The sequence below is a fragment of the Chitinophaga sp. LS1 genome (assembly GCF_034274695.1).
In the GTDB taxonomy this organism is placed as follows: domain Bacteria; phylum Bacteroidota; class Bacteroidia; order Chitinophagales; family Chitinophagaceae; genus Chitinophaga.
This window is the reverse complement of record NZ_CP128362.1, coordinates 2672309-2692545: the sequence shown is the minus strand read 5'-3', so window position 1 is coordinate 2692545 and position 20237 is coordinate 2672309. Positions and strand designations below refer to the sequence as shown.

The following is a 20237-nucleotide window of genomic DNA, read 5'->3' as shown; positions in this document are numbered from 1 at the left end:
TTATTATTTTTTTATCTGAACAGCAGCACCGTTAAATAACCGGCCTTCAGCATTAACAATAAACTGTTCGTTTGCAGCTAATCCACTCAGCACTTCCACCAGATTCCCATTTGCTTTTCCCAGCCTCACCCAGCGTAATAGAGCAGTGCTGTTATTACCCACAGTATATAGCCCGGTTAATGCATCTTTATGCTCAATACAGGAAAGCGGTACCATCACCTGATCATTCTTTATCTCACTGGCTGCTGCCACAGGAATAGATACATTGGCATACATGCCTGCATACAAACCCTCTTTTTCATGATCAGGAATTTGCACCTTGATGACGTACTGCCCGCCTGAAAATTCTGAGGACTGACTAATCTGGGAAATTTTCCCATTGATGGTTTTATTCACTGCGCTAACACTAATGATTGCGGCTGATCCCTGACGGATCCGGCTGATGGCATTTTCAGGAACAGCAGCACTTACCTGGTAACTGCCACTTTGTTCCAGCGTTAATATCGGCATACCAGGATTGGCCATGTTGCCTACGTCAGCCAGCTTTTGAGTAACCACACCACTAAAAGGTGCGATTAAACGGGTATAACTCAGGCTTGCGTTTACTTCATTGCGCATCTGTTTTGCACTTTCCAGCCGGGATTTCGCAGATGTATACTGCAGGCTGATATTTTCAAGTTCCTTTGCGGAAGCACTTTGCTGCTTGTATAGATTAGTAAAGCGCTCAAAATCCTTTTGCGCGTTTTTATAGGCAGCATCTGCTTCAGTGATCATTGCATCCGTCTGCGCCCTTTTTGCCAGTATATCCTGATTGCTGATAGTAACCAACAATTGTCCATTACTCACCTTATCCCCCACTTTTACATTTATCATAGTAATGTAACCCATCACCCTCGTGCTGATACCAGCTGTTTCACCCGCTTCAATCTGACCACTTATATTTAACCCCGATTGTCCTGTCGATGAAGGAGTGGCGACCGTTACGACTATTGCGCTATCTGTGCTTGTTTTATTATCCGTATTCTCATGTGAAGAACATGAGGTTAAGGATAATAATCCAAAACCGGTGCATATAAGTGCTATTGTTTTTGAGATGTAAACGCTATTCATTTATGAAAATTTATTTATTAGTGCTTGTGGTTAAAAATTGCAGGTAAGCCAGGGTCACATTAGCAGAGAACTGTGCCTGTGCCAGCAATAATTTTTGTTGCGAAAGTTGCATTTGAGCCAACAATACGTCTGTCGTGTTCACCAGCCCCTGCTCATACCGGTTCTGTATAATGCGTAACGCTTCCGCCGCCTGCTCAACGGATACTTCCCCCCTTCCGGTTTCTGACCGGGCATCAGCCAGATCACGATAAGCTTTATCCAATTCCAACTGGCTTTGATTCTTTTTATCTTCTAATTGTGTAACTAACTTATCACGTTCCAGCTTTTGGGTAGTGATCGTGTTCTTAGTACGGTTACCATTAAAAATATTCCATGACAATTGCACACCAACGAGATAGGCATTCGCACCAAAACCCACCATACTATTATCATTGTATTGAAAGTTTCCAAATGCATTCAATCTGGGCAGGTATTTCATTTGTGTTGACCTGATCACCAGGTCAGATGCTTCCACCGCTTTTTGCATAGCCATAAAATCTGCTCTTGAAAAAGTAACATCCCGCACGGCATCAGGCATTTGCGGAGCCGTTGTAAAGCCATCCGTGATTTTGTATATGGTGCCGGTTTTTTCACCCATCAATAAACTGAGATGGTCAGATGCGTTACGGATATTACTGTTTGCTTTGGTAAGATTACTTGTTATTGTTGCCACCTGTACCTGCGCATTTAATACATCTGATTTTTGAATCAGGCCCTGATCAAAATGATTTTTGGTATAAGTATAAACATCATTGGTTGTCTGCAAAGCCTCTTCCAATACTTTAACAGCTGTATAAGTCAATTGTAACTGCAGGTAAGCTTTTTGCACTTCGAAGGTTAAATACTCCCTGGTTCGCTGTGTTTTATATTGATAAACCTCTGTTTTCTTTTCGGCCCCCCGGCGCTGATACAGCATATCCATATTCAACAGTGGCTGCTGTAATTCCAGTTTGGCCATATAATCCGGTGTAGAAGATGGATGATTCAATGTAGCCGGGTTAAAATCACCTTGTGTTATCGTCCTTTGCTGTAGCTTGAAGCCAAAGGCATTCAGCGGATTGTTCGTGCTCATAGCAGTATAAGAAACATCCACCTGTGGAAGAAAGATCGCTTGTGTTTGCTTATAGTCAGAAGCTGCAATACGTTCATCCAGCAGTGCCAGATGAATATCTTTGTTATTCAACAGGGCCGTTGAGATTGCCTCCGTGAGACTTATATTCCGGGTATTTTCCTGCGCAAATGCGACTGAGAGCAAGCCGTTTGTTCCCATCAACAGGAACAGACTCAATTTTATAATATACGTTGTAGCATTCATTAACTTCCTATTTGCTACAAAAGTACTGGCAGCAAATAAGTAAAACGGTAACATTTGTTACGCAGACGTTATGACAGGTAATTAATATGAATTAAAATGTTGATAAAAAACCTTATAATTGGGCTAAGCATTTATTTTTCAGATTTTACCGGACGATATACGCCAGAAAATTCTATTCTTTTGATTTTTGATACCTTTCGAGGATATCATAAGTTTTAACAACTACCCAGAAGCATAAAACCAGGGCTATAATTATGCCGGCAAGCGATAATAAAACGAATGGAGACTGAAGGTTTAATGGTCGGTGCTCACCTGGAATATCTAAGTAAACTAACTGATGCAAAACACTGCTTTTCCCGGCATACGGCTTATCATCGTTGATTACAGCGGGCAATGCCGGTAAAGCGGCTTGTCTTGCACCTTCATCTTTAATATAGGCAATGATACTTTTGATATCATCATTACTCAAATCCGGATGATTGGGCATGATAGTATTATTGAACTTTTCAAACAATTGAACAGCAACTGGATCTCCTGATTTGATAACAGATTGCGACCCTTGCACAAACTTTATAATCCAGTCTTCTGTATGTCTCTTGTCAACATCTTTTAACGCCGGTCCGGTTACATCTTTTGCTATAGCATGACAAGCAGCGCAACGATTAGTAAATAACTGCTTCCCATGTGTAACATCTGGCTGTGCATCAACATTGCTAAACATAAAGAGCAATAAAATCACAATAAAACCCAATACAAAATATCCTTTGAAAATTCTTTTCTTCATAATTCTAATTATCTGCAAGCAAGCGCCTGATATCGTTAATCAATAGTTGGATGTCATTTTTTTCGGTTCCATCATAATATCCCCGTATATGCCCTAAACGGTCCATCAACACCAATTTTTCACTATGAATAAAGTCTCCGTCGCCTCCGTCCCCGTCTGTAGCCACAATAAACAATCCTTTACGGGCATATTGATATAGCATTTTCTTATCACCGGTTAATAGTCCCCACTGCTTGCTTTGTATGTCCCGTAATTGAGCATATTGTTTTAAAACAGCAGGGCTATCCTGTTCCGGATCTACAGTAAAAGATACAAGGCGAACATCATCATTACCCGCAAATACTTTCTGCACATCGTTCATCCCATTCATCATTTTTGGACAAATAGTAGTACAGGTGGTAAAAAAATAATGTGCCACCCATATTTTATCTTTTATAAAATTATTGTCAATCAAATTGCCGTCCTGATTTACAAATGAGAAATCAGGAACTGTATAATATGGACGACTGGTTTCTAACCTGTAATTTTCACCGTAATAAGGCAGGCCTGCAATACGATGGTTGTACCAGTATAATGCACCGTAAGTCATTGCCGGCAGTATAAATGCAATACCGAAAAACAGTACCCATGCTCTTTTACTTAGCTCTTTCATTTGTCACAGGTTGAGAATACTTATCATTATTGCCGCTTTCATTTACAGGACTTTCTGCATTGAATTTATTGGGAACAGGCGTGCTGTATTTGAATACGTTCATTAAAGAAGGAATGTAAGTAAGCATTACCAATATTATACTGGCAATGATCCAGGGCTTCATATTGTGTAACAGTGGAATTGGTTTTTCTTCATGTAATTCTTCTGATTCCGGTAGCGAAATAACTGGTTGCTTTGTTCTTTTGCCAAGTGCTGTGGCAAAGAAACTCACAAAATATATCAATGCTGCAACTCCCATCACGATGCCCCCGAACATAGTAACTGTTGCTGTAGGTATCCAATTTGAATTAAACAGATTGCTTTCAGGATTAGTATAAGACATTCCCATATTGGTTCTCCGGGGTTCCCCCATTAACCCTCCTGCCATTAATCCATGTGAGAGTAATGCCACACCGATCATCCAAACGTACGGAACAATAGTAACCATGGTTAAAAATTTTACAGGCTTTCCGGATACAGTACTATACATGTAAATACTCATACCCAGTATTACCAGTAGGACAGGTCCGGCCACTGTCATATGAAAATGCCCAGGTACCCAGCCGGTATTATGCACCATTTGATTGAGAGAATAGGACGCATTGATGATTCCTGACAGTCCTCCAAAAATGAATAATATCAACCCACACAGGAAATATCCGAACAGGAAATATTCAGATCGGAACCAGGGCAATTTTGCCATCCAGTCAAACAAACCTCTGGCTCCCCGTTTTCGCCCTGCCAATTCTAAAGAAGCCCCAACAGTAAATGCAGTCATGAAACTGGGAATAGACACCGCATAAGTAAGTATGCTTACCCAAAGTTTGGTTCCCTGCCCCATTACCGGTTCACTAAACTGATGATGTACACCTACAGGAGTAGATAATATAAGAAATAACAAAAAAGCTAACCTTGCTGCATTTCCGGAGTATAGTTTTCCTCCGCTTATTTTGGGTAGAATGGTATAAAATGCTATATATGCAGGCAATAACCAAAAATAAACCAAAGGATGTCCAAACATCCAGAACAGCATGCGGGTAAGCGGCACATTAATATCTTCTGTCCAGCCGGCCGACCAGGGCATTAACAATACCAATGATTCATATGCCACCGGGATACTACTGATAACCCACATTGTAAAATTCACGAACGTACCTAAAACGGCAATGGGCATTTTCCCGTCAGGATGTTCCTTCTTCCAATCGATATACATTTTAATCCAGCCAAAAAACGCGACCCAGCTACCCACAATCAATAAAGATGTACCCAGATAAAACAAAGGTGAATTTTTAAGCGGGGCATAAAATGTATAAAGAGCCTGCGCCTTACCCATTATCATTAATATCGCATCTATTAAAGTACCAATCACCATCAATACCATCGATATGCGGTAAGACCATCCAGGAGGCTCCTTCTTCAGGTAATGACTCATTGTTACATGTCCGAAAACCACAGCAAAAAATGTGGTGAGGACAATAGCATTAATAACACCATGCATAGTAAGTCCCTGATAATAATTAATACCTGCAACCGCTGCTTTATGAATAACGCCTGCTCTGTAAAGTGTTTGCATTACACCATTATAAGCACCCAATATAAAGAGTGTCATAGGCATAAAAAGACCGGTAAGAATTGTTCTTCTATATGATGCTGATATATTCATTCTTTATCTCTTTAAATAAGTAACTAATACCTGGGCCATCATATTATGATGCCCCGCACCACAATATTCATGACATACAATTCTATATGTTCCATAGTCTGTAAATTTTACTGTCACCTTATTAACAGCACCCGGTACAGCCATCAGGTTGACTCCCTTTCGTTCAATATTGAATCCATGTACCACATCAGCAGAGCTCAGATAAAAATCAACTGTACTACCCACTGGTATCGTTATTTCCGCGGGATCAAAGGCCCACATCTTTGCAATAACATATACTTCATAATGTGTATTATCAACCTGCTTAACCAATGACTGCTGAAAAGATGCCTGATAGGGAATACAGGTAGGTACATCTATTTTCCTGGCAAATACATTATAAAGGAGAGCAAAAAAGAATACCGCCATTACCGAACTACTCAGTAAAACGACTTTTATTTCATACTTATTCATAATAATAGTTATTATTAACTCAATGTCTCTCCAACTGAAGATTATACACGCTGAACCATACCAAAACAGTAAGAAGCAGCAATAGAATTATGAAGACGATAGTACCTTTGGGTTTGAAGTCTTTTTCGATATCAGAATGCGCATTTGTATTCATATTCCTGTATATGTGTTATTTCAGGAACAAAATTAGACACCTTAAAACGCAGGCAGTTATCCTATTTACCTCAATGATGTAACTTTTTACTTATTATTAAAAAAATATGGAATTAGGGAAGGCGAGATGGACTATATAAGATCTTTGTTAGCATGTTTCATATTCTTAACTTTTTCAGGACTTATCCCTTCTTACTTCTTAAAGAAAACGAGAGAAGTACGAATTATTCTTAAAATTGAGCTCCAGGCTATTTCACTTATAGACTGTGTGGAATTCACCAAAAGCCTCCCGCTTCTAACAGTATTAAATAAAACACACGGCAAAAGTGTCTTGTTTTGGAAGCATTTTTATTGACAGAATAAGTTGTACAATCACAAAAAATTCTCCTGTAGACTGCGTCGCAGGGACTACATCTGCATTGGCAGTAGCACCGTCTGTGCATTTTTTGCATCACGGAGGTACTCGCCAACAATTGGAGGCGTTTTTAATTGTGCAGTCAGGCGAAGGATGGGAACAAAATGGTATTGAAAATGATCCCGGAAATGCAATGAGGATAGTGACACAAGCCCTCTCTGCATTGAAGAATGCAAAAACGATGGCAGATGTATTTTTGAATGTGGTAAACCAAATAGAGAATTCGGATACAGATACAGTGTGTGCAATAGCCACAATTATTGCCTCCCATTGTACTGTTCTCGACGATTATGTGCCGGAAACATTGAAGAATGGATTGGAGAATGGAACATATGGAGCCGATTATCTTCGTAAGATTGATATGCAGGTAGAAGCAATTTTTCCGCGGAAAATGCTCTATTAATTCCTCCATTCTTTTACCATTTACCTCATTAGTAATTGGAATATAAGGAAAATAGGAAGACGACATATCCTACCTAAAACAAATATAACTCTCTCATATCTTCCATCGTTTTAGTCCTCATATAGCAATATAGGCTCTACTCTTTCTCTCCAATTCCCATTGCTAACATAACTATCCAACTCCTCCTTAAAACCCTCAAAAGGCAATTTGAAAAAATCTTCTGCATCCAGTTGACCCAATAATAATGTCAAATGGTTTTCCCCCTTTCCATTTACAAGGGTTTTGTATGGTGCCCATTCAAACCTCCCCTTATAAGTATCCATGATCAGCTTAATCAATAGTAACCCCGTTTTTACTGCGTGAAACTGGTATCTATCTGTCACATGCAAAATTATACCTTTGCAACTATTACCTGCATATCTACCCACTTCCGGCACGAAATCAACTTCACGGGCCACAACAGCTGTTTTAATATTATCATTAAATATGTTCGCCAGCTCTCCTGCATTTATCCATGGAGCACCTGCTACCCTAAAAGGCACAGCGGTACCTCTACCCTCACTGATATTTGTCGCTTCCAGGAAGCAAAGACAGGGATAAAGCAAGGCCGTCTCAAAAGTATTAATAGCAGGAGAAGCAGGTACAAATGATTCGCTCCAATCAGGATGAAACATATGACGCCTCCACCCAGTACATGTGACAACCTGAAGGTCACACCCAATTTTTCTTTCCATGTTAAAATAATACGACAGCTCTCCTATTGTACAGCTATGACGAACAGGGATCGCCCACCTGCCAATAAAACTGGCGGCATTCACTTCATCAAGCATCGGACCTTCGGCTAGCAGGAGATTTCCAGAAATTGGATTAGGCCTGTCTAATACAATCAATTTTTTTCCATAGCGCGCTCCGGCCTCCAGCACATAAGTCAAAGTCCATAAATAAGTATAAAAACGACTACCAATATCAGGCAGGTCAATCAGGATTATATCCAGATCTTCAAAGTCCTTCTGATCCGGGGCCAACTTTTCACCATATAAGCTCACTACCGGCAAACCTGTCAGATTATCCATTGTATTTCCCATAAAGTGACCATCCGGACCGGTAGTATCCAATCCGTGCTCAGGAGAAAATAACCTGACAACATTAAATCCATTTCTTATTAAGGCTTTCCTGGAAGCTTCAAAATTTGAGGTAACAGCCGCATTGTTCGTTACGAAACCTATCCGCCTGGCTTTCCAGTCCCATGCAGTAAGTAGTAGTCTGTCTATACCCAATTGTACCATGATATTGTTAATCTAAAACTAAATATGTAACAATAGTTACAGTCATTCTCGTTTTCCTATCGGATTTTTACAACCAAATCGGGAAAAAACTTATGAACAAAATAGTTAAAAACTGGAGCTTTTTCAGGATAATAAGACTGATTGCCGGCATAATTTTAATCGGTGTGGCTATACAGATGCAACTCCTGATCATTGCCATATTTGGTGCCATGTTCATCATTCAGGCACTGGTCAATACTACCTGCTGTGATAGCTGTAATAATGGATCATGCAATACCAGGTAAGTACTGTACACTGAAAAAGAACGGCGACTTACCTAAGGCGCCTTCTTTTTGTTTCCCCCAATTTATTTACACAACACATTCTCTCTGTCGATCAAATGAATAATTAATTCCACCAATACATCAATACTCAACCAAACACATTTAAAATAATCATTATAACTTCCTCACTTTTAACCCATTCTAATCGAGCTCATGAAAAACCACTTACCTTTACCCCGGGTTTAAAAAAATACCCGGGGGCTTTTATGAGCTACGTCCAAATCAAAAGAACAGCACTACGAACACTGAAGATTGCCGGCATTTCTATTGTATCACTTTTATTACTGCTATTCCTCCTCCCCGTCCTCTTTCCATCGACTGTCTCCAACAAGATCAAGACATGGACCAATAACAGTATTACTGGGGATCTCAACTTCTCAAAGGCAAGACTTTCCTTTTTCAATCACTTCCCTTCCCTCACATTAACCCTCTATGATTTCAATCTGAAAGGCGCCGCGCCTTTCCAAAAAGATACACTGATCGCCGCTGATGAAGTAGCCCTGGGTGTAAACCTCGCCAGCATTTTCTCAAACGCCATCAGCATCGATGAAATTTACCTCACAAAAGGAAATATTCACGTGCTGGTAGATGCTGCCGGCCATCCAAACTATAACGTCTACCAATCAGCACCATCTACTAACAGCACTAAAACAGATAGCGGTAGCGCCTCTCTGAAAATAGCACGCATTCAGCTGGAACAGTGCAATATCATTTACAACGACCAGTCACTCCCGCTTTATGTAAAGGCCCAGAATGTTGATTACCTGGGTAAAGGAGATCTCAGCAAAGCCCAGTTTGATCTGTATTCCCGCCTTCGTGCCTCCTCTTTCGATCTGAGCTATGGCAATACACCTTATATCCAGAATAAAAAGCTGGATGGAGAGCTGATTACAAAAATCAATACCAATTCACTGGATCTGATCTTTGAAAAGAATGACCTGAAAATCAATGAACTCCCTGTACAATTAAATGGGAAATTCGGATTTTTAAAGAATGGATATGCCATGGATTTCAAACTCAATTCAAAAGAATCCAGCCTGAGCGCCATTTTCAGTGCCCTGCCACATGAATACACCACCTGGCTGGAACATACACATGTAGCGGGAACCGCGGATGTAAATGCCACCCTGACTGGTCAATACATTGCAGCAACCAACACCATGCCTGATCTCACATTTAATATGCAGATCAGAAATGGTACCATCTCCAATGCAAAAGCACCCGCCCCTGTAAAAAACCTGTTCCTCAACTTCCAGTCACAATTACGACAGCTGAATACCGATAGCCTGATTGTGAATATCGACTCTATTTTCTTCAATATTGACAAGGATTACTTTAGCGCGATCATGAAACTGAAAGGTATCAAAACGCCGGAAGTTCATGTTAAACTGAATACAGATATAGACCTGGAAAAATGGAGTAAAGCCGTAGGACTGGACTCATTTGCCATGAAAGGCAGACTACAGGCCCACCTGCTGGCTGATGGAAAATATGCAAAGTCCGTTGTATACAGAGGACTGCGGAAACAAGCCGATACCGTCATCAGCAGCATCCCGGCATTTAGCTTCCAGTCTTCCTTCCATAATGGGTATTTCAAATTCGCTTCTTTACCAAAGGCTGTTGACAATATCAATTTTGACATCCAGGCTTCCTGCCCCGACAGCAACTATGCACATGCTATGCTTGCCGTTAAAAACATCAATGCAAATGTGCTGAGTAACTATATCAAAGGCTATTTCCAGGTCAGCAATGCCAGCAGTCCACTCGTGGATGCCAGCCTGGAAGGAATACTTCATCTGGACGACGTGAAGCAGTTCTACCCATTGGATAGCTTATCTATGGCCGGAGACCTGCATATAAACATTGTCACAAAAGGCAGTTACGTACCGGTAAAAAGATTGTTCCCTGTCACCACCGCCACTCTCACTATGAACAATGGCGTTGTGCATACAAAGTACTACCCCAATCCTTTGGAAAAAATAAATATTGATGCCACTATTACCAACACTACAGGTACTTTCAAATCACTAAATGTAAATGTCAAACCGATATCATTTGAATTTGAGGGACAACCATTTGTGTTGAAAGCGGATCTGAACAACTTTGATAACCTGCGTTATAATATCACCTCCAATGGGAATATTGACCTTGGTAAGATATACAAAGTGTTTGCAAAGCAAGGATATGATGTGACAGGTCTGATCAAAACCAACCTGTCATTACGCGGTACACAAAGCGATGCTATGGCAGGACGCTACAACAGGTTATACAACAAAGGAAGCCTGGTTGTAAAAGATATCACCCTTACCTCTGAACTATTCCCACTCCCATTTTATATTGCTAACGGCGTGTTCCGTTTTGACCAGGATAAGATGTGGTTCGATCAGTTCAATGCCCGTTATGGTAAATCCACCATCCGCCTGGATGGCTATTTGACCAATGTGATCGGGTATGCTACGCAAAAAGATCAGGTTTTGCATGGGCAGTTTAATTTTAAAAGCGATTATATATTAGTGGATGAACTGATGGTATATGGAGGTCATTCAACAGCCACCAACCCTACAGCTAACACTACTACAACCTCCAGCACTTCTTCCGCTTCCGGCGTGGTCATGGTGCCCGCCAACCTGTCGCTTACCCTGAATGCCAATGCTGCAAGGATATATTTTAACGGTATTAATATCAACGATTTCCATGGCCAGCTGGTAATTGACAGCAACTACCTCCAGCTGAACAAAACCGGCTTTACTATAATCGGAGCGCCAGTGGAGATGGATGCAAAGTATACCAGTATCAATACCCGGAAAGCCACTTTCGATTACCATATCTCCGCTGCTGAATTTGATATAAAGCGCGCCTACAATGAAATCAAATTATTCCATGATATGGCCACCTCCGCAGGTAGCGCCAGTGGTATCGTAGGACTTGAATACCACCTAAGCGGAAGACTGGATGACAATATGCAGCCAGTCTATCCTTCTCTGAAAGGAGAAGGCGTGCTGTCTGTGAAGCAAGTAAAAATGAAGGGATTCCGGTTATTCAATGCAGTAAGTAGCGCCACCGGCAAGGATGACGTACGAGACCCGGATTTGTCAAAAATCAATATCAAATCCAAAATCAATAATAATATCATTACGATTGAGAAGACCAAAATGCGTGTGGCTGGTTTCCGCCCCAGATTTGAAGGTCAAGTGAGTTTTGATGGGAAATTAAACCTGAAAGGCAGACTGGGATTGCCGCCATTAGGGATATTGGGCATCCCGTTCAATGTAACGGGAACACAAAGTAACCCGAAGGTGAAGCTGAAGAGAGGGAGCGATAAGGATAAACTGGAAGAAACAGAAGATGATGAAGACCAGGAATAATAAAAGGGAACATCTGACGATGTTCCCTTTTATTATTCTCAGGTAACCCTCTGCTAATCGCTGTAGGCTGAATTTTTATGAGTTCCGAATTAATCACCTCATAAACAACTTCCCCGAAAAAAACTTCTCCTGCAACAACATCAACTCCTGCCTCAACAAGCGGATTAATTAAGATTTTCTCATATTTTTGTCGCTATGAAACGCGTACCATACATCCTGCTATATATCCTCCTTGTCATGTTATGGAGCATCTTGTTCTATAATTTCTTCGCTCCTGAAAAAGGTAGCTTCGTCATGCTGGGCTTACTGGCAGCCGCCGGCTTTTTCAGCCTGATCTGGGGGGTGCTGGTATCTCTTACCCAAAAGTGGATTGGATGGAAAGGATATGGTATGATGATCTTACCCGTGGTTATCCTGATTGTATTCATCTTAGGCGTAGATCCGTCTACTTTCAAATATGCATTGGGGATCACTGCTATCAGCGAACTCGTCTCTTTTGTGAAGATCATTTTTCACAGACGGAAGCTTCTGCGATCTCTTTAATGCTGAAAAAAGTTCCCCTCCAGTAAAATTCAAGGTGCTGCTGAATCACCGGCAAATCCCGCACACCTGAAGGCAATGGCTCTACTCCCAAATCCCCCACTCCTTCGCCGTATACCCTCCCTTATAAAAACACCTGCCTATCTACAATACCCCACAGGTGATCATCACATTCTCTAATAAGAAAATGAGCCACACAAATCCAATTGGCAGGTGCAACAAATATTGTAGTAAGGTATTAATCATCTTCATTTAACCAATCATCATACCCACAGCTGATGAGTTGCTCTTTCACATCAAGATAATGACTTTCGTCTGCATTATAATATCGGGCTATATCATTCTTGATCATAGCTATCTCTTTATCTACCATCAAAGACAATACCTGCGCCAGACATCCGTCAGACATGTCATAATACAAAAACCGTATCACGCCTTCGTATGTATGTTGCTCCAAAGGATGTTTAAAAGCACATGTCAACATACTGTATGTAGATTGTAGATGCAGTGGAATCATAACAAATTAAGTTGCGGGGTAAAAGTTATTCAAATATAAAATTTTAAATTTACCTCATGAAAAGAACCCTACTATACATTTGCCTGCTCTTGTGTGCCCACACTGCCATCGCGTCCACCGACACCACTACTACCTGGATTGACCAGGTCCGTACCCTTAGAGACGCTATCTATCAGAGAGATAAAGAAACAACTAAAACCTTCTTTAACTTTCCTTACAACAATGCTGAATTCTGGTATATTGTCGGTGTACCTAACCTCGCAGAAAAAGAAGCCCCTGTCACTGAGAAATCGTTCGACCTATACTTCGACAAAATCTTCGATAAACAATTTATTACCGCCTTCCTGAAAATAAAAACAAAAGATCTATACGAAAAAGGCACGTCCAAAACAGCCGAATTTACAGATGATCAGGAAGAATACTATAGCATGGAAGCTACCTACGATAAGAATGAACAAACTGTAACACTGCAACTCAGTGGCTATAACAAAAAATCTGATCCTGAATACGATGGTGGCGAATACGCAATCTTCTACGTATTCAAAATCAAGGCCGGCAAGTTGAGATTTGATAAAATCCTAATGGCTGGATAAAGCCCGCAGACTACAGGGTCTGCTTTTTAAAAAAATGTGAAAGTTCCCCCTCGCCCCACTGCCAAGGTTGTTATTAAAATCAAACTTCCTTACTTTTGGCCCTGTTTATGTTCGTATGCAATTTTACCGTTACCTCATTATTCATTTAAACGGATCATCCATGCCATCACCCATATTCATATCCTTACTTGAAAGCAGCCGTATGGAACAGCAACAAATCAGTATCTATATCACCCACGCCACACTACAAGGTATTGTGAGCAACCTGTATCCGGAAGCCGTAGAGCTAAGAACCCATGATGGTAAAAGATGCGTTGTCGCTTTGGACAAGATCGAGGCGATCATCACATTGTAAGCCCCCCTTTTATACCAGCATATCTTTAATTGAAAATAGTATGGACAAAACCCAACAATCCCTGCCGGGACTGATCAGACAGGTACTGGGTAGCCTTTACGCAGAAACAGTGATCAAAGCACAGATTCTACAGCTGGCCAAAAGCCACCTGCACGAACCAGAAGTCATCACCGCCCTGCTACAGGTATTACCTGATGTCAAAGACAAAAGATTGCGGGATGAAGTTATGTTCTTCCTTTCTTCGTTGAACACCTCCCGCTTCCCGGAGCCACGTGTCCTCTTTGATGCCCTCCTTCAGTTCTTCAGACAGGAAAAGGAAAGAGATACCCGCGTTGCCATCTTATTCAGACTACAGGACAGTATTCACCAGGACCAGCAACTGGTAGACTTCTTCATCGAACTCTCTGCCACCCCTCATCTCAGTGAACCCGAAATGGTCGCCATCCAGGATACCCTGGCCAACCTCCCACTCATCACTGAAGATATGGCCGTTGCCGCCCTGGAAAAACATCGTAACTCTCCTACCCTGCTGCAATCTCAAGCACTCACGCTGGCTGAGAAATGCACCCGCTGGGGCGATAAACTCTTTGCTGCTGCACAACCTTACTTCGATATCAAAAACGATCCGGACATCCGCATACGCGTCATGCGCCGCCTCGCTGATAATAAACAAATGAGCGATGCACAGCTCATTACTTTAGCAACAGCACTGTCTCAAACGGGTACTAATGGCATCCGCTACGACCTGCTGGAACTCATCAAACCTTCCATGCGCATTCCGGAAATCAGACTGGCCGTGGCCAACGCCTTCGCTGCCAATCCTTCTGTATACGACGATGGAGAATTTGCTGCCGTCACCGATATGCTGGCCCCTTACATGGGCAGAGATGTGCACATCAGCAATATTATGCTGGAAAGCATCAAAGACCTCCCGGTAGCCGAACATAGAAGAAAGGTACTTTCGCTCGTTACCAACCGCCTGAAAACTGAACAGATCCTCGATCCGCTTTTACTCCTCTTCTCCCGCGAAAGAGACGATAGCATACGCGAAGTATTGTTCAACCAGGTGAAAGCCCTCTCTGTAGCACGTCATCCACAACTGGTCGATGTATTTGCCACAGAACTCACAGAACCTGGTTCTCCATTCAGGCTGACCTGTGCCGGCCTGCTGGCCAATGTTGCCGGGATCTATCCACAGGTGATCCCTGCACTCGAAGATGTTCTGCGCTACGATACTGACAGAGAACTCCTGCGCCTGTGCCTCGATGGCTACCTGCGCCCCGGCATTACCCATCAATTCGATGTACTGCTGGCAGTAGTACGCAATGAACTAATTGATACACTCTCCAGGCAAAAAGCCCTGGACGCTATTGTTAAACTGGATCTGGACGCTCCTCAGCAACAATCACTCGCTGACGCCCTTTCCGGTATTAAACCCAACGTATTAAAATATGAGTAAGATCACTGATGAGATCAGGGAAAGACGGACGGCACATACCTCCCAAACCTTAATGATGCTGGATATGGTGCCCCTCTCTGATACTGATACAAAATATTCACTATTGTCCGGCGCCACCCGGTATCTCCATGACCCCGCCATTGCTGAGAAATGGTTGTCGCTCATTGCCACCGAAACGGATACCACCCTGAAAGCAGACATGATCCGTCAACTGGCAGCTACCGGCCTTCGCCAACTAAATAATACCACAGCGCTGATCGATATTATGATCGCCTCACTGGCACAGGATGAGTCACGCGACCTGATACTGCCTATATTAGGTCGATTGTCCATCAAGGATCAAACAGCCAGACAACACCTGATTGAATTTTACAAACAACAGGAGAATGCAGACACCTGCCGCATCATTCTCTCCTGGTTATTAATACCTGTAGACGCCAGTCCCGAAGACATCACGTTCTATAAAGAGATCATGCATCAGGCAGCGGAAACAGATAAACTGGTGATTGTAAACAGACTCCTGTTGCAGGATACACTGGACATCGCCACAATCGCATCGCTATTAACACCTGATGAACCCATTGCCATCAGGGAAATGGTACTTCGTTTCTGCTTTGACCGCTCCTTCGTACCTGTAGCAGCATTATTAGCACTACTAAAAACAGATACCAATCCCTTTATCCGTATCTGGTGTATACAATTACTGGCCGTTCATGGTATAGAAAGTACTGAACTGACAGATGCTATCCTGCATGCCTATACACAAGATCCTGATCAAAGTGTAAAGCAGGCTGCCTTAAGGGTATTTGAATACAGCCTGCAACTCACACCTGCTATCATTGAATACCTGTGTGCACAACTCGCTACCGCTCAAAACCTACAACTGTTATATCTCTTAGCTCCTTACACAGCTAAAAATGAAACGCTCGTTAATGCACTGCTGGCGATGTCTGCACAAAACATACGGGCTGATCTGGCAGTGGCCATTTACAATATTCTTGGTAAACTGATCGCACAATGCCCCGCACTCTTCGAACGCTTTGTACAGGCTTATGAACAGGAACAAAAAGAAGAATGCCGCACTGCTATTCTGCAGGCCATCACAAGCTTTACGCCTAACGATGATAGCCTGAACAACTTTTACTGCAAAGCATTGAAGGCTCCATCTCCTGCTATCAAAGAGGCAGGGATCAAAGGCATCCTGCTTATTCCACTGACCAAAGCGAATATCGAAGTCGTAGAAGCTGCCGCTCCTGTTTTGTTATACACGCAACTGAACCGGGAGCTGCGTCGCCTGCTGGCGAAGAAGATCAGTATGATCCCGCAACTCAGCCCTGCTACCGTGAAGGTTTTCGGCCAACTGGCAGATCATGAGCAGGATCAAACAATGAAGGATATCTGCACACAGGTACTGGAAAATGCCATTTCACAGGCAGGCAGCGCCAACATCAACTGGGAGCAATGGTTGCACAAAGCAGATGTGGAGCATAACTTCTCCGGCATCTTCCCACACATCTGGATGTATTATGATGAAAACCCGGAAATGGCCAACCGTATACTTTGGGCAGCCCTTACACCAGGTAACAGCAGTAGCCTGTACCAGGAAGGCGTATCTGATATTGAAATACTCCGCTTCCTCGCCATACACAAAGACATGGATGATAACCTGAGCAGGTATGCACTCACTCAGGTATTGACCATTGACCTCGGTAATGAATCAAAGTTCAATCACTACCTCCTGGCACTGAAAACGAATCCTGCATTCGCTGAACTGCGAGAAGGACTGTGGCAATTATTGGAAAAGAGAGGCAGATACGTTAACCAGATTTTACTGCACGAAGTATTACAACCCACTGAAACCGAATTCAGGCAGCAGCTCGAAAAACAACAAACCCCTGCCGGCATGCTGCCATACATCAATTATCTACAGGCAAACTGTAGCTGGACACCCGTTCCGGAACTGCTGCAAGCCATCATGGCTAAACCATTTGTTCCACAGGACAATGACGTGATGCGTGCTATGAAAGATGCCTGCCGCAATGCATGTATGGATATAGAAGCTTTACAACGCAATACGACAAATGATGACGGACCTGGATTTGCTGATTAACCTAAACTAATTTTGAAGATGTCAGAAGCACTTGCTCTATTCGATATATTAATCTCCACAGAAAGATCAGAACACGAAAGACTGGAAGCACTCGATAGCCTGCAACCTTTTCTTGAAACTGACGAAGCGGTTGAAAAACTGGCAGCAGCAGCCAGAGAGGAACATACCCTTTCTGTGCGTACCCGTATGCTGGAATTGTTATGCGCCATCCCCATTACCCGCCTGAGTCAGCGGGAGGCACTGATCGATACCCTGAGCTGGTTTGCCTGCCTGGAGCCGGAAAGGACATTGCGCCTGCTGGCAATTGAGACCATCAGCCAGCTCGCTGCTCACCTGGATAGTGTAGAGGAAATACTCGCCGATACAATGGTCAATGACCTCGATCCAATCATTCTGCAAGTGTGCATAGATGGTCTCTTACGCACTGTCAATAAATCTGCGGATACAATTTCTAAAGTGAGTGAATTTATTGCATTGGCTCCCGACAGCGTAAAACCTGCTTTGCTGGAATTAATAAAACAGTTCCCGACAGATGCAGCAGCTACTTTAGCTTTGCAGTTCCTCTCTCCATTAGAGCATAGAAATACAAGACTGGCAGCCATCGGGTTCTTAGCCGTATTACCAGCGCCTTCTGCTACAGTGATTGAACATCTTGCAGCGCGATTCATGTCAGAAACTGATCTGTATGTAAGAGCAGCCATCATTCAACTTTTATCAAACCTGCGTGAAATAGACACCACTTTATTCAGTGGTATCTTCTCCGCTTTACAAAAAGCACCTGATCAACCGGAACTGCTGGCATTGATCAGCGACAGACTGGTAGCACATCCTGAGTTGCAAACCGAATTAACACAACTGTTTGCACAAACACCTTCTGCTGGTTTGAAAATACGCCTGCTGTCTTTATTAGAACATGCAGAAATACCAGATCTGCTGATCACGGCGCTAAACGATAAGAACCCTTATGTAAGAGAAGCTGCCATTCCATATCTGGAAAAACAATTCGTACAGCACCAGGCCAAACTGGAACCCACACTGGCAGCCGCCATCAAACTGGAACCCCTGCTTGCGCTACGTAGTGCGTTAATAAATATTCTCTTAAATACCGGCCGTAAATCTGAAGCTACTTTACAGGTAGTCACCGACCTCGCTGTCGCTGAAACAGACCACTACCTGAAAACACAGTTGATCAATGCCGTGCTGGAAGTACCCGTTACTCCCGCTAATAAAGAGGCATTATTACAACTGTTCAGAGAAGTGCTGGAATCCAGCTGGTATCCTGACCAAACACGAAACGCAGTCATAGAGCGGCTCAAAACCTTTTCCTACAGCGACTCTCCTGATCTGAAACGTAGTCTGGGGTTACTACTGGAACAATCCAAAGATATCCGCGAACTGGCAGCTACCTACGCATTGCTCAAAACACTGGAAGTAGATTTCAGTCAGTTAGCACCCGCGATTACCTCTTCATTGTACAGACATATTGCCTACTATGCACAGTCCCCGCTGGATGAATGGGTACAGCTACTCGGCAAACTAGCTGCTACCGATGCCAGCGTCAGAGCTCAACTCCCTCATATCGTATCGCTCACAAAAGCAAACTGGCTACTGAGTGATACTGACAAGAGTGACCAAACCGGTGCTTTCCTCCCTGCTTTCAGGCAAACCATGATGAAGAAAAATGGGATGCAATCCTTCATGGAAGCAGAAAGAATGTTACAGGATGCCTGGCAGAACAGGACTATCAGGAAAGCAGAAGTGATCGAACTCTATAAGTTGCTTTTGAGTATGCCTAAGCCCGGTGGTATTCTCCACCAGTTATTACAGATCATGCAGACAGGCAAACTGGTTACATCAGAACTGGTGCAGATCAGCCTTGACTACCTGCAAAATGCTTCTGATAAAGATACACAATACATGGTACGGAAATATCTGGAAGGAACCGGTTTCATAGACCCTGAATACCGGGAACAACTGAACCGCTTATTCACCCCTGAGAATTTTGCACAGCATATCAAATTCAGTATGCCTACTCTCCATTCAAAGAGGCGATATGCTACCTTAAATGACTGGGAATACCAGGGATGGGCTGCCTTGTATAGCCAATGGCCGATAGCAGAATTGCTCTTTGCACTTGAACCGGGAGATCTGATCACACAGGTATTTAGCAACATCCCTGACGCCAACAGTCCAGAGGCCACTTTACCCTATGTAGTATTGGAACACCTGTTCAGACAGGCAGGTGGTAAATGGGCAAAGTCTATTTACAGCGACCCGCAAAAACTACAATCGTTTTTAACCCTCCTGTATAATAATATACAGCAATTGCCGGAAGGGAATGCACTCAGAGATAGAATGGTGTATGTGTTCTGGAAAAAGTGGAATGACTATGCAAGACAAGGCACACCCACGCAGGAGCTCACAGTAGCCGCTGCAAACGTATACATCGAGGTGTGTAAAGTGGTAAAACGGCTGGAACCCACATTTGCAGGAAAGCAATTCCCACTTGTATTGAGTAACATGGATAAAGAAACCGTAAAACGACAATGGCCCTGGTCCCCCGAATTGTGGGAACTATTGGCACCTAAAATATAAAAATAAAAAACGCTTTTGCCGCAAACCGGCAAAAGCGTTTTTTATGCAAATGAACATGCGAATGCAAA

The 20237-nt window shown here is 42.8% G+C and carries 18 protein-coding genes; 9 read left to right on the top strand and 9 right to left on the bottom strand.

The genetic code is table 11. The features are described from left to right. Nucleotides 1–3: 3 nt before the first annotated feature. The 7 genes from QQL36_RS11195 to QQL36_RS35640 form a co-directional block, all read right to left on the bottom strand. On the bottom strand, nucleotides 4–1110 hold the full coding sequence (locus QQL36_RS11195) for an efflux RND transporter periplasmic adaptor subunit (RefSeq protein WP_321569759.1): 1107 nt from the start codon (nucleotides 1108–1110) through the stop codon (nucleotides 4–6). A gap of 10 nt (nucleotides 1111–1120) precedes the next feature. Beyond that, nucleotides 1121–2464 carry a TolC family protein gene (locus QQL36_RS11190; protein WP_321569758.1) on the bottom strand — a complete coding sequence of 448 codons (1344 nt, stop codon included), beginning with the start codon at nucleotides 2462–2464 and terminating at the stop codon, nucleotides 1121–1123. Nucleotides 2465–2636: 172 nt separating this feature from the next. Beyond that, entirely contained in the window at nucleotides 2637–3248 is a 612-nt protein-coding gene (locus QQL36_RS11185) for a cytochrome c (RefSeq protein ID WP_321569757.1), read from the bottom strand. 4 nt (nucleotides 3249–3252) lie between these two features. Beyond that, the gene (locus tag QQL36_RS11180; RefSeq protein ID WP_321569756.1) at nucleotides 3253–3900 is read right to left on the bottom strand and encodes an SCO family protein; all 648 of its coding nucleotides are present in this window, start codon (nucleotides 3898–3900) and stop codon (nucleotides 3253–3255) included. Beyond that, a complete protein-coding gene (locus tag QQL36_RS11175; protein WP_321569755.1) occupies nucleotides 3884–5602 on the bottom strand; it encodes a cbb3-type cytochrome c oxidase subunit I in 1719 nt (572 codons plus the stop codon). Before QQL36_RS11175 ends, QQL36_RS11180 begins: the two co-directional genes overlap by 17 nt. Before the next feature lie 3 nt (nucleotides 5603–5605). Then, nucleotides 5606–6055: a cytochrome c oxidase subunit II gene (locus QQL36_RS11170; RefSeq protein ID WP_083726042.1), complete on the bottom strand. Its 450-nt coding sequence runs from the start codon at nucleotides 6053–6055 to the stop codon at nucleotides 5606–5608. A 19-nt stretch (nucleotides 6056–6074) separates the two neighbouring features. Next, on the bottom strand, nucleotides 6075–6209 hold the full coding sequence (locus tag QQL36_RS35640) for a cytochrome c oxidase subunit 2A (RefSeq protein WP_143708963.1): 135 nt from the start codon (nucleotides 6207–6209) through the stop codon (nucleotides 6075–6077). A 490-nt stretch (nucleotides 6210–6699) separates the two neighbouring features. Here QQL36_RS35640 and QQL36_RS11165 point away from each other — a divergent pair, with 490 nt between their 5' ends. Beyond that, nucleotides 6700–7026, top strand: a complete 327-nt coding sequence (locus QQL36_RS11165; RefSeq protein WP_321569754.1) for a hypothetical protein — start codon at nucleotides 6700–6702, stop codon at nucleotides 7024–7026. Between the two features lie 110 nt (nucleotides 7027–7136). On the opposite strand, the gene QQL36_RS11160 is transcribed toward QQL36_RS11165, so the two are convergent. Continuing rightward, nucleotides 7137–8312 (bottom strand): DUF1343 domain-containing protein, encoded by a 1176-nt coding sequence (locus QQL36_RS11160; protein WP_321569753.1) that lies wholly within the window; start codon nucleotides 8310–8312, stop codon nucleotides 7137–7139. A 92-nt stretch (nucleotides 8313–8404) separates the two neighbouring features. Here QQL36_RS11160 and QQL36_RS11155 point away from each other — a divergent pair, with 92 nt between their 5' ends. From QQL36_RS11155 to QQL36_RS11145, 3 genes are all read left to right on the top strand, one after another. Then, a complete protein-coding gene (locus tag QQL36_RS11155; protein WP_083726047.1) occupies nucleotides 8405–8596 on the top strand; it encodes a hypothetical protein in 192 nt (63 codons plus the stop codon). 245 nt (nucleotides 8597–8841) lie between these two features. After that, a complete protein-coding gene (locus QQL36_RS11150; RefSeq protein WP_083726049.1) occupies nucleotides 8842–12000 on the top strand; it encodes an AsmA-like C-terminal region-containing protein in 3159 nt (1052 codons plus the stop codon). Between the two features lie 195 nt (nucleotides 12001–12195). Next, a complete protein-coding gene (locus tag QQL36_RS11145; RefSeq protein ID WP_083726051.1) occupies nucleotides 12196–12543 on the top strand; it encodes a hypothetical protein in 348 nt (115 codons plus the stop codon). 235 nt (nucleotides 12544–12778) lie between these two features. On the opposite strand, the gene QQL36_RS11140 is transcribed toward QQL36_RS11145, so the two are convergent. Further along, nucleotides 12779–13024, bottom strand: coding sequence for a hypothetical protein (locus QQL36_RS11140; protein WP_083726053.1), 246 nt, complete (start codon nucleotides 13022–13024; stop codon nucleotides 12779–12781). Between the two features lie 89 nt (nucleotides 13025–13113). Between QQL36_RS11140 and QQL36_RS11135 the strand changes: the two genes are divergently transcribed. The 5 genes from QQL36_RS11135 to QQL36_RS11115 all read left to right on the top strand — a co-directional run bounded on the left by QQL36_RS11135 (nucleotide 13114) and on the right by QQL36_RS11115 (nucleotide 20169). Continuing rightward, the gene (locus QQL36_RS11135; RefSeq protein WP_143708965.1) at nucleotides 13114–13650 is read left to right on the top strand and encodes a hypothetical protein; all 537 of its coding nucleotides are present in this window, start codon (nucleotides 13114–13116) and stop codon (nucleotides 13648–13650) included. Between the two features lie 160 nt (nucleotides 13651–13810). Continuing rightward, entirely contained in the window at nucleotides 13811–14005 is a 195-nt protein-coding gene (locus QQL36_RS11130) for a hypothetical protein (RefSeq protein ID WP_083726057.1), read from the top strand. A gap of 40 nt (nucleotides 14006–14045) precedes the next feature. Further along, nucleotides 14046–15464: a hypothetical protein gene (locus tag QQL36_RS11125; protein ID WP_083726059.1), complete on the top strand. Its 1419-nt coding sequence runs from the start codon at nucleotides 14046–14048 to the stop codon at nucleotides 15462–15464. After that, nucleotides 15457–17574, top strand: coding sequence for a hypothetical protein (locus QQL36_RS11120; protein WP_321569752.1), 2118 nt, complete (start codon nucleotides 15457–15459; stop codon nucleotides 17572–17574). Before QQL36_RS11125 ends, QQL36_RS11120 begins: the two co-directional genes overlap by 8 nt. Nucleotides 17575–17592: 18 nt before the next feature. Beyond that, nucleotides 17593–20169 carry a hypothetical protein gene (locus QQL36_RS11115; protein WP_321569751.1) on the top strand — a complete coding sequence of 859 codons (2577 nt, stop codon included), beginning with the start codon at nucleotides 17593–17595 and terminating at the stop codon, nucleotides 20167–20169. The last annotated feature ends 68 nt before the right edge of the window (nucleotides 20170–20237 follow it).

Coding starts and splice junctions, on each gene's coding strand:
- QQL36_RS11115 (WP_321569751.1), top strand. CDS start 17,593: ATGTCAGAAGCACTTGCTCTATTCGATATATTAATCTCCACAGAAAGA.
- QQL36_RS11130 (WP_083726057.1), top strand. CDS start 13,811: ATGCCATCACCCATATTCATATCCTTACTTGAAAGCAGCCGTATGGAA.
- QQL36_RS11120 (WP_321569752.1), top strand. CDS start 15,457: ATGAGTAAGATCACTGATGAGATCAGGGAAAGACGGACGGCACATACC.
- QQL36_RS11180 (WP_321569756.1), bottom strand. CDS start 3,900: ATGAAAGAGCTAAGTAAAAGAGCATGGGTACTGTTTTTCGGTATTGCA.
- QQL36_RS11190 (WP_321569758.1), bottom strand. CDS start 2,464: ATGAATGCTACAACGTATATTATAAAATTGAGTCTGTTCCTGTTGATG.
- QQL36_RS11160 (WP_321569753.1), bottom strand. CDS start 8,312: ATGGTACAATTGGGTATAGACAGACTACTACTTACTGCATGGGACTGG.
- QQL36_RS11175 (WP_321569755.1), bottom strand. CDS start 5,602: ATGAATATATCAGCATCATATAGAAGAACAATTCTTACCGGTCTTTTT.
- QQL36_RS11185 (WP_321569757.1), bottom strand. CDS start 3,248: ATGAAGAAAAGAATTTTCAAAGGATATTTTGTATTGGGTTTTATTGTG.
- QQL36_RS11150 (WP_083726049.1), top strand. CDS start 8,842: ATGAGCTACGTCCAAATCAAAAGAACAGCACTACGAACACTGAAGATT.
- QQL36_RS11135 (WP_143708965.1), top strand. CDS start 13,114: ATGAAAAGAACCCTACTATACATTTGCCTGCTCTTGTGTGCCCACACT.
- QQL36_RS11155 (WP_083726047.1), top strand. CDS start 8,405: ATGAACAAAATAGTTAAAAACTGGAGCTTTTTCAGGATAATAAGACTG.
- QQL36_RS11145 (WP_083726051.1), top strand. CDS start 12,196: ATGAAACGCGTACCATACATCCTGCTATATATCCTCCTTGTCATGTTA.
- QQL36_RS11125 (WP_083726059.1), top strand. CDS start 14,046: ATGGACAAAACCCAACAATCCCTGCCGGGACTGATCAGACAGGTACTG.
- QQL36_RS11195 (WP_321569759.1), bottom strand. CDS start 1,110: ATGAATAGCGTTTACATCTCAAAAACAATAGCACTTATATGCACCGGT.
- QQL36_RS11170 (WP_083726042.1), bottom strand. CDS start 6,055: ATGAATAAGTATGAAATAAAAGTCGTTTTACTGAGTAGTTCGGTAATG.
- QQL36_RS35640 (WP_143708963.1), bottom strand. CDS start 6,209: ATGAATACAAATGCGCATTCTGATATCGAAAAAGACTTCAAACCCAAA.
- QQL36_RS11140 (WP_083726053.1), bottom strand. CDS start 13,024: ATGTTGACATGTGCTTTTAAACATCCTTTGGAGCAACATACATACGAA.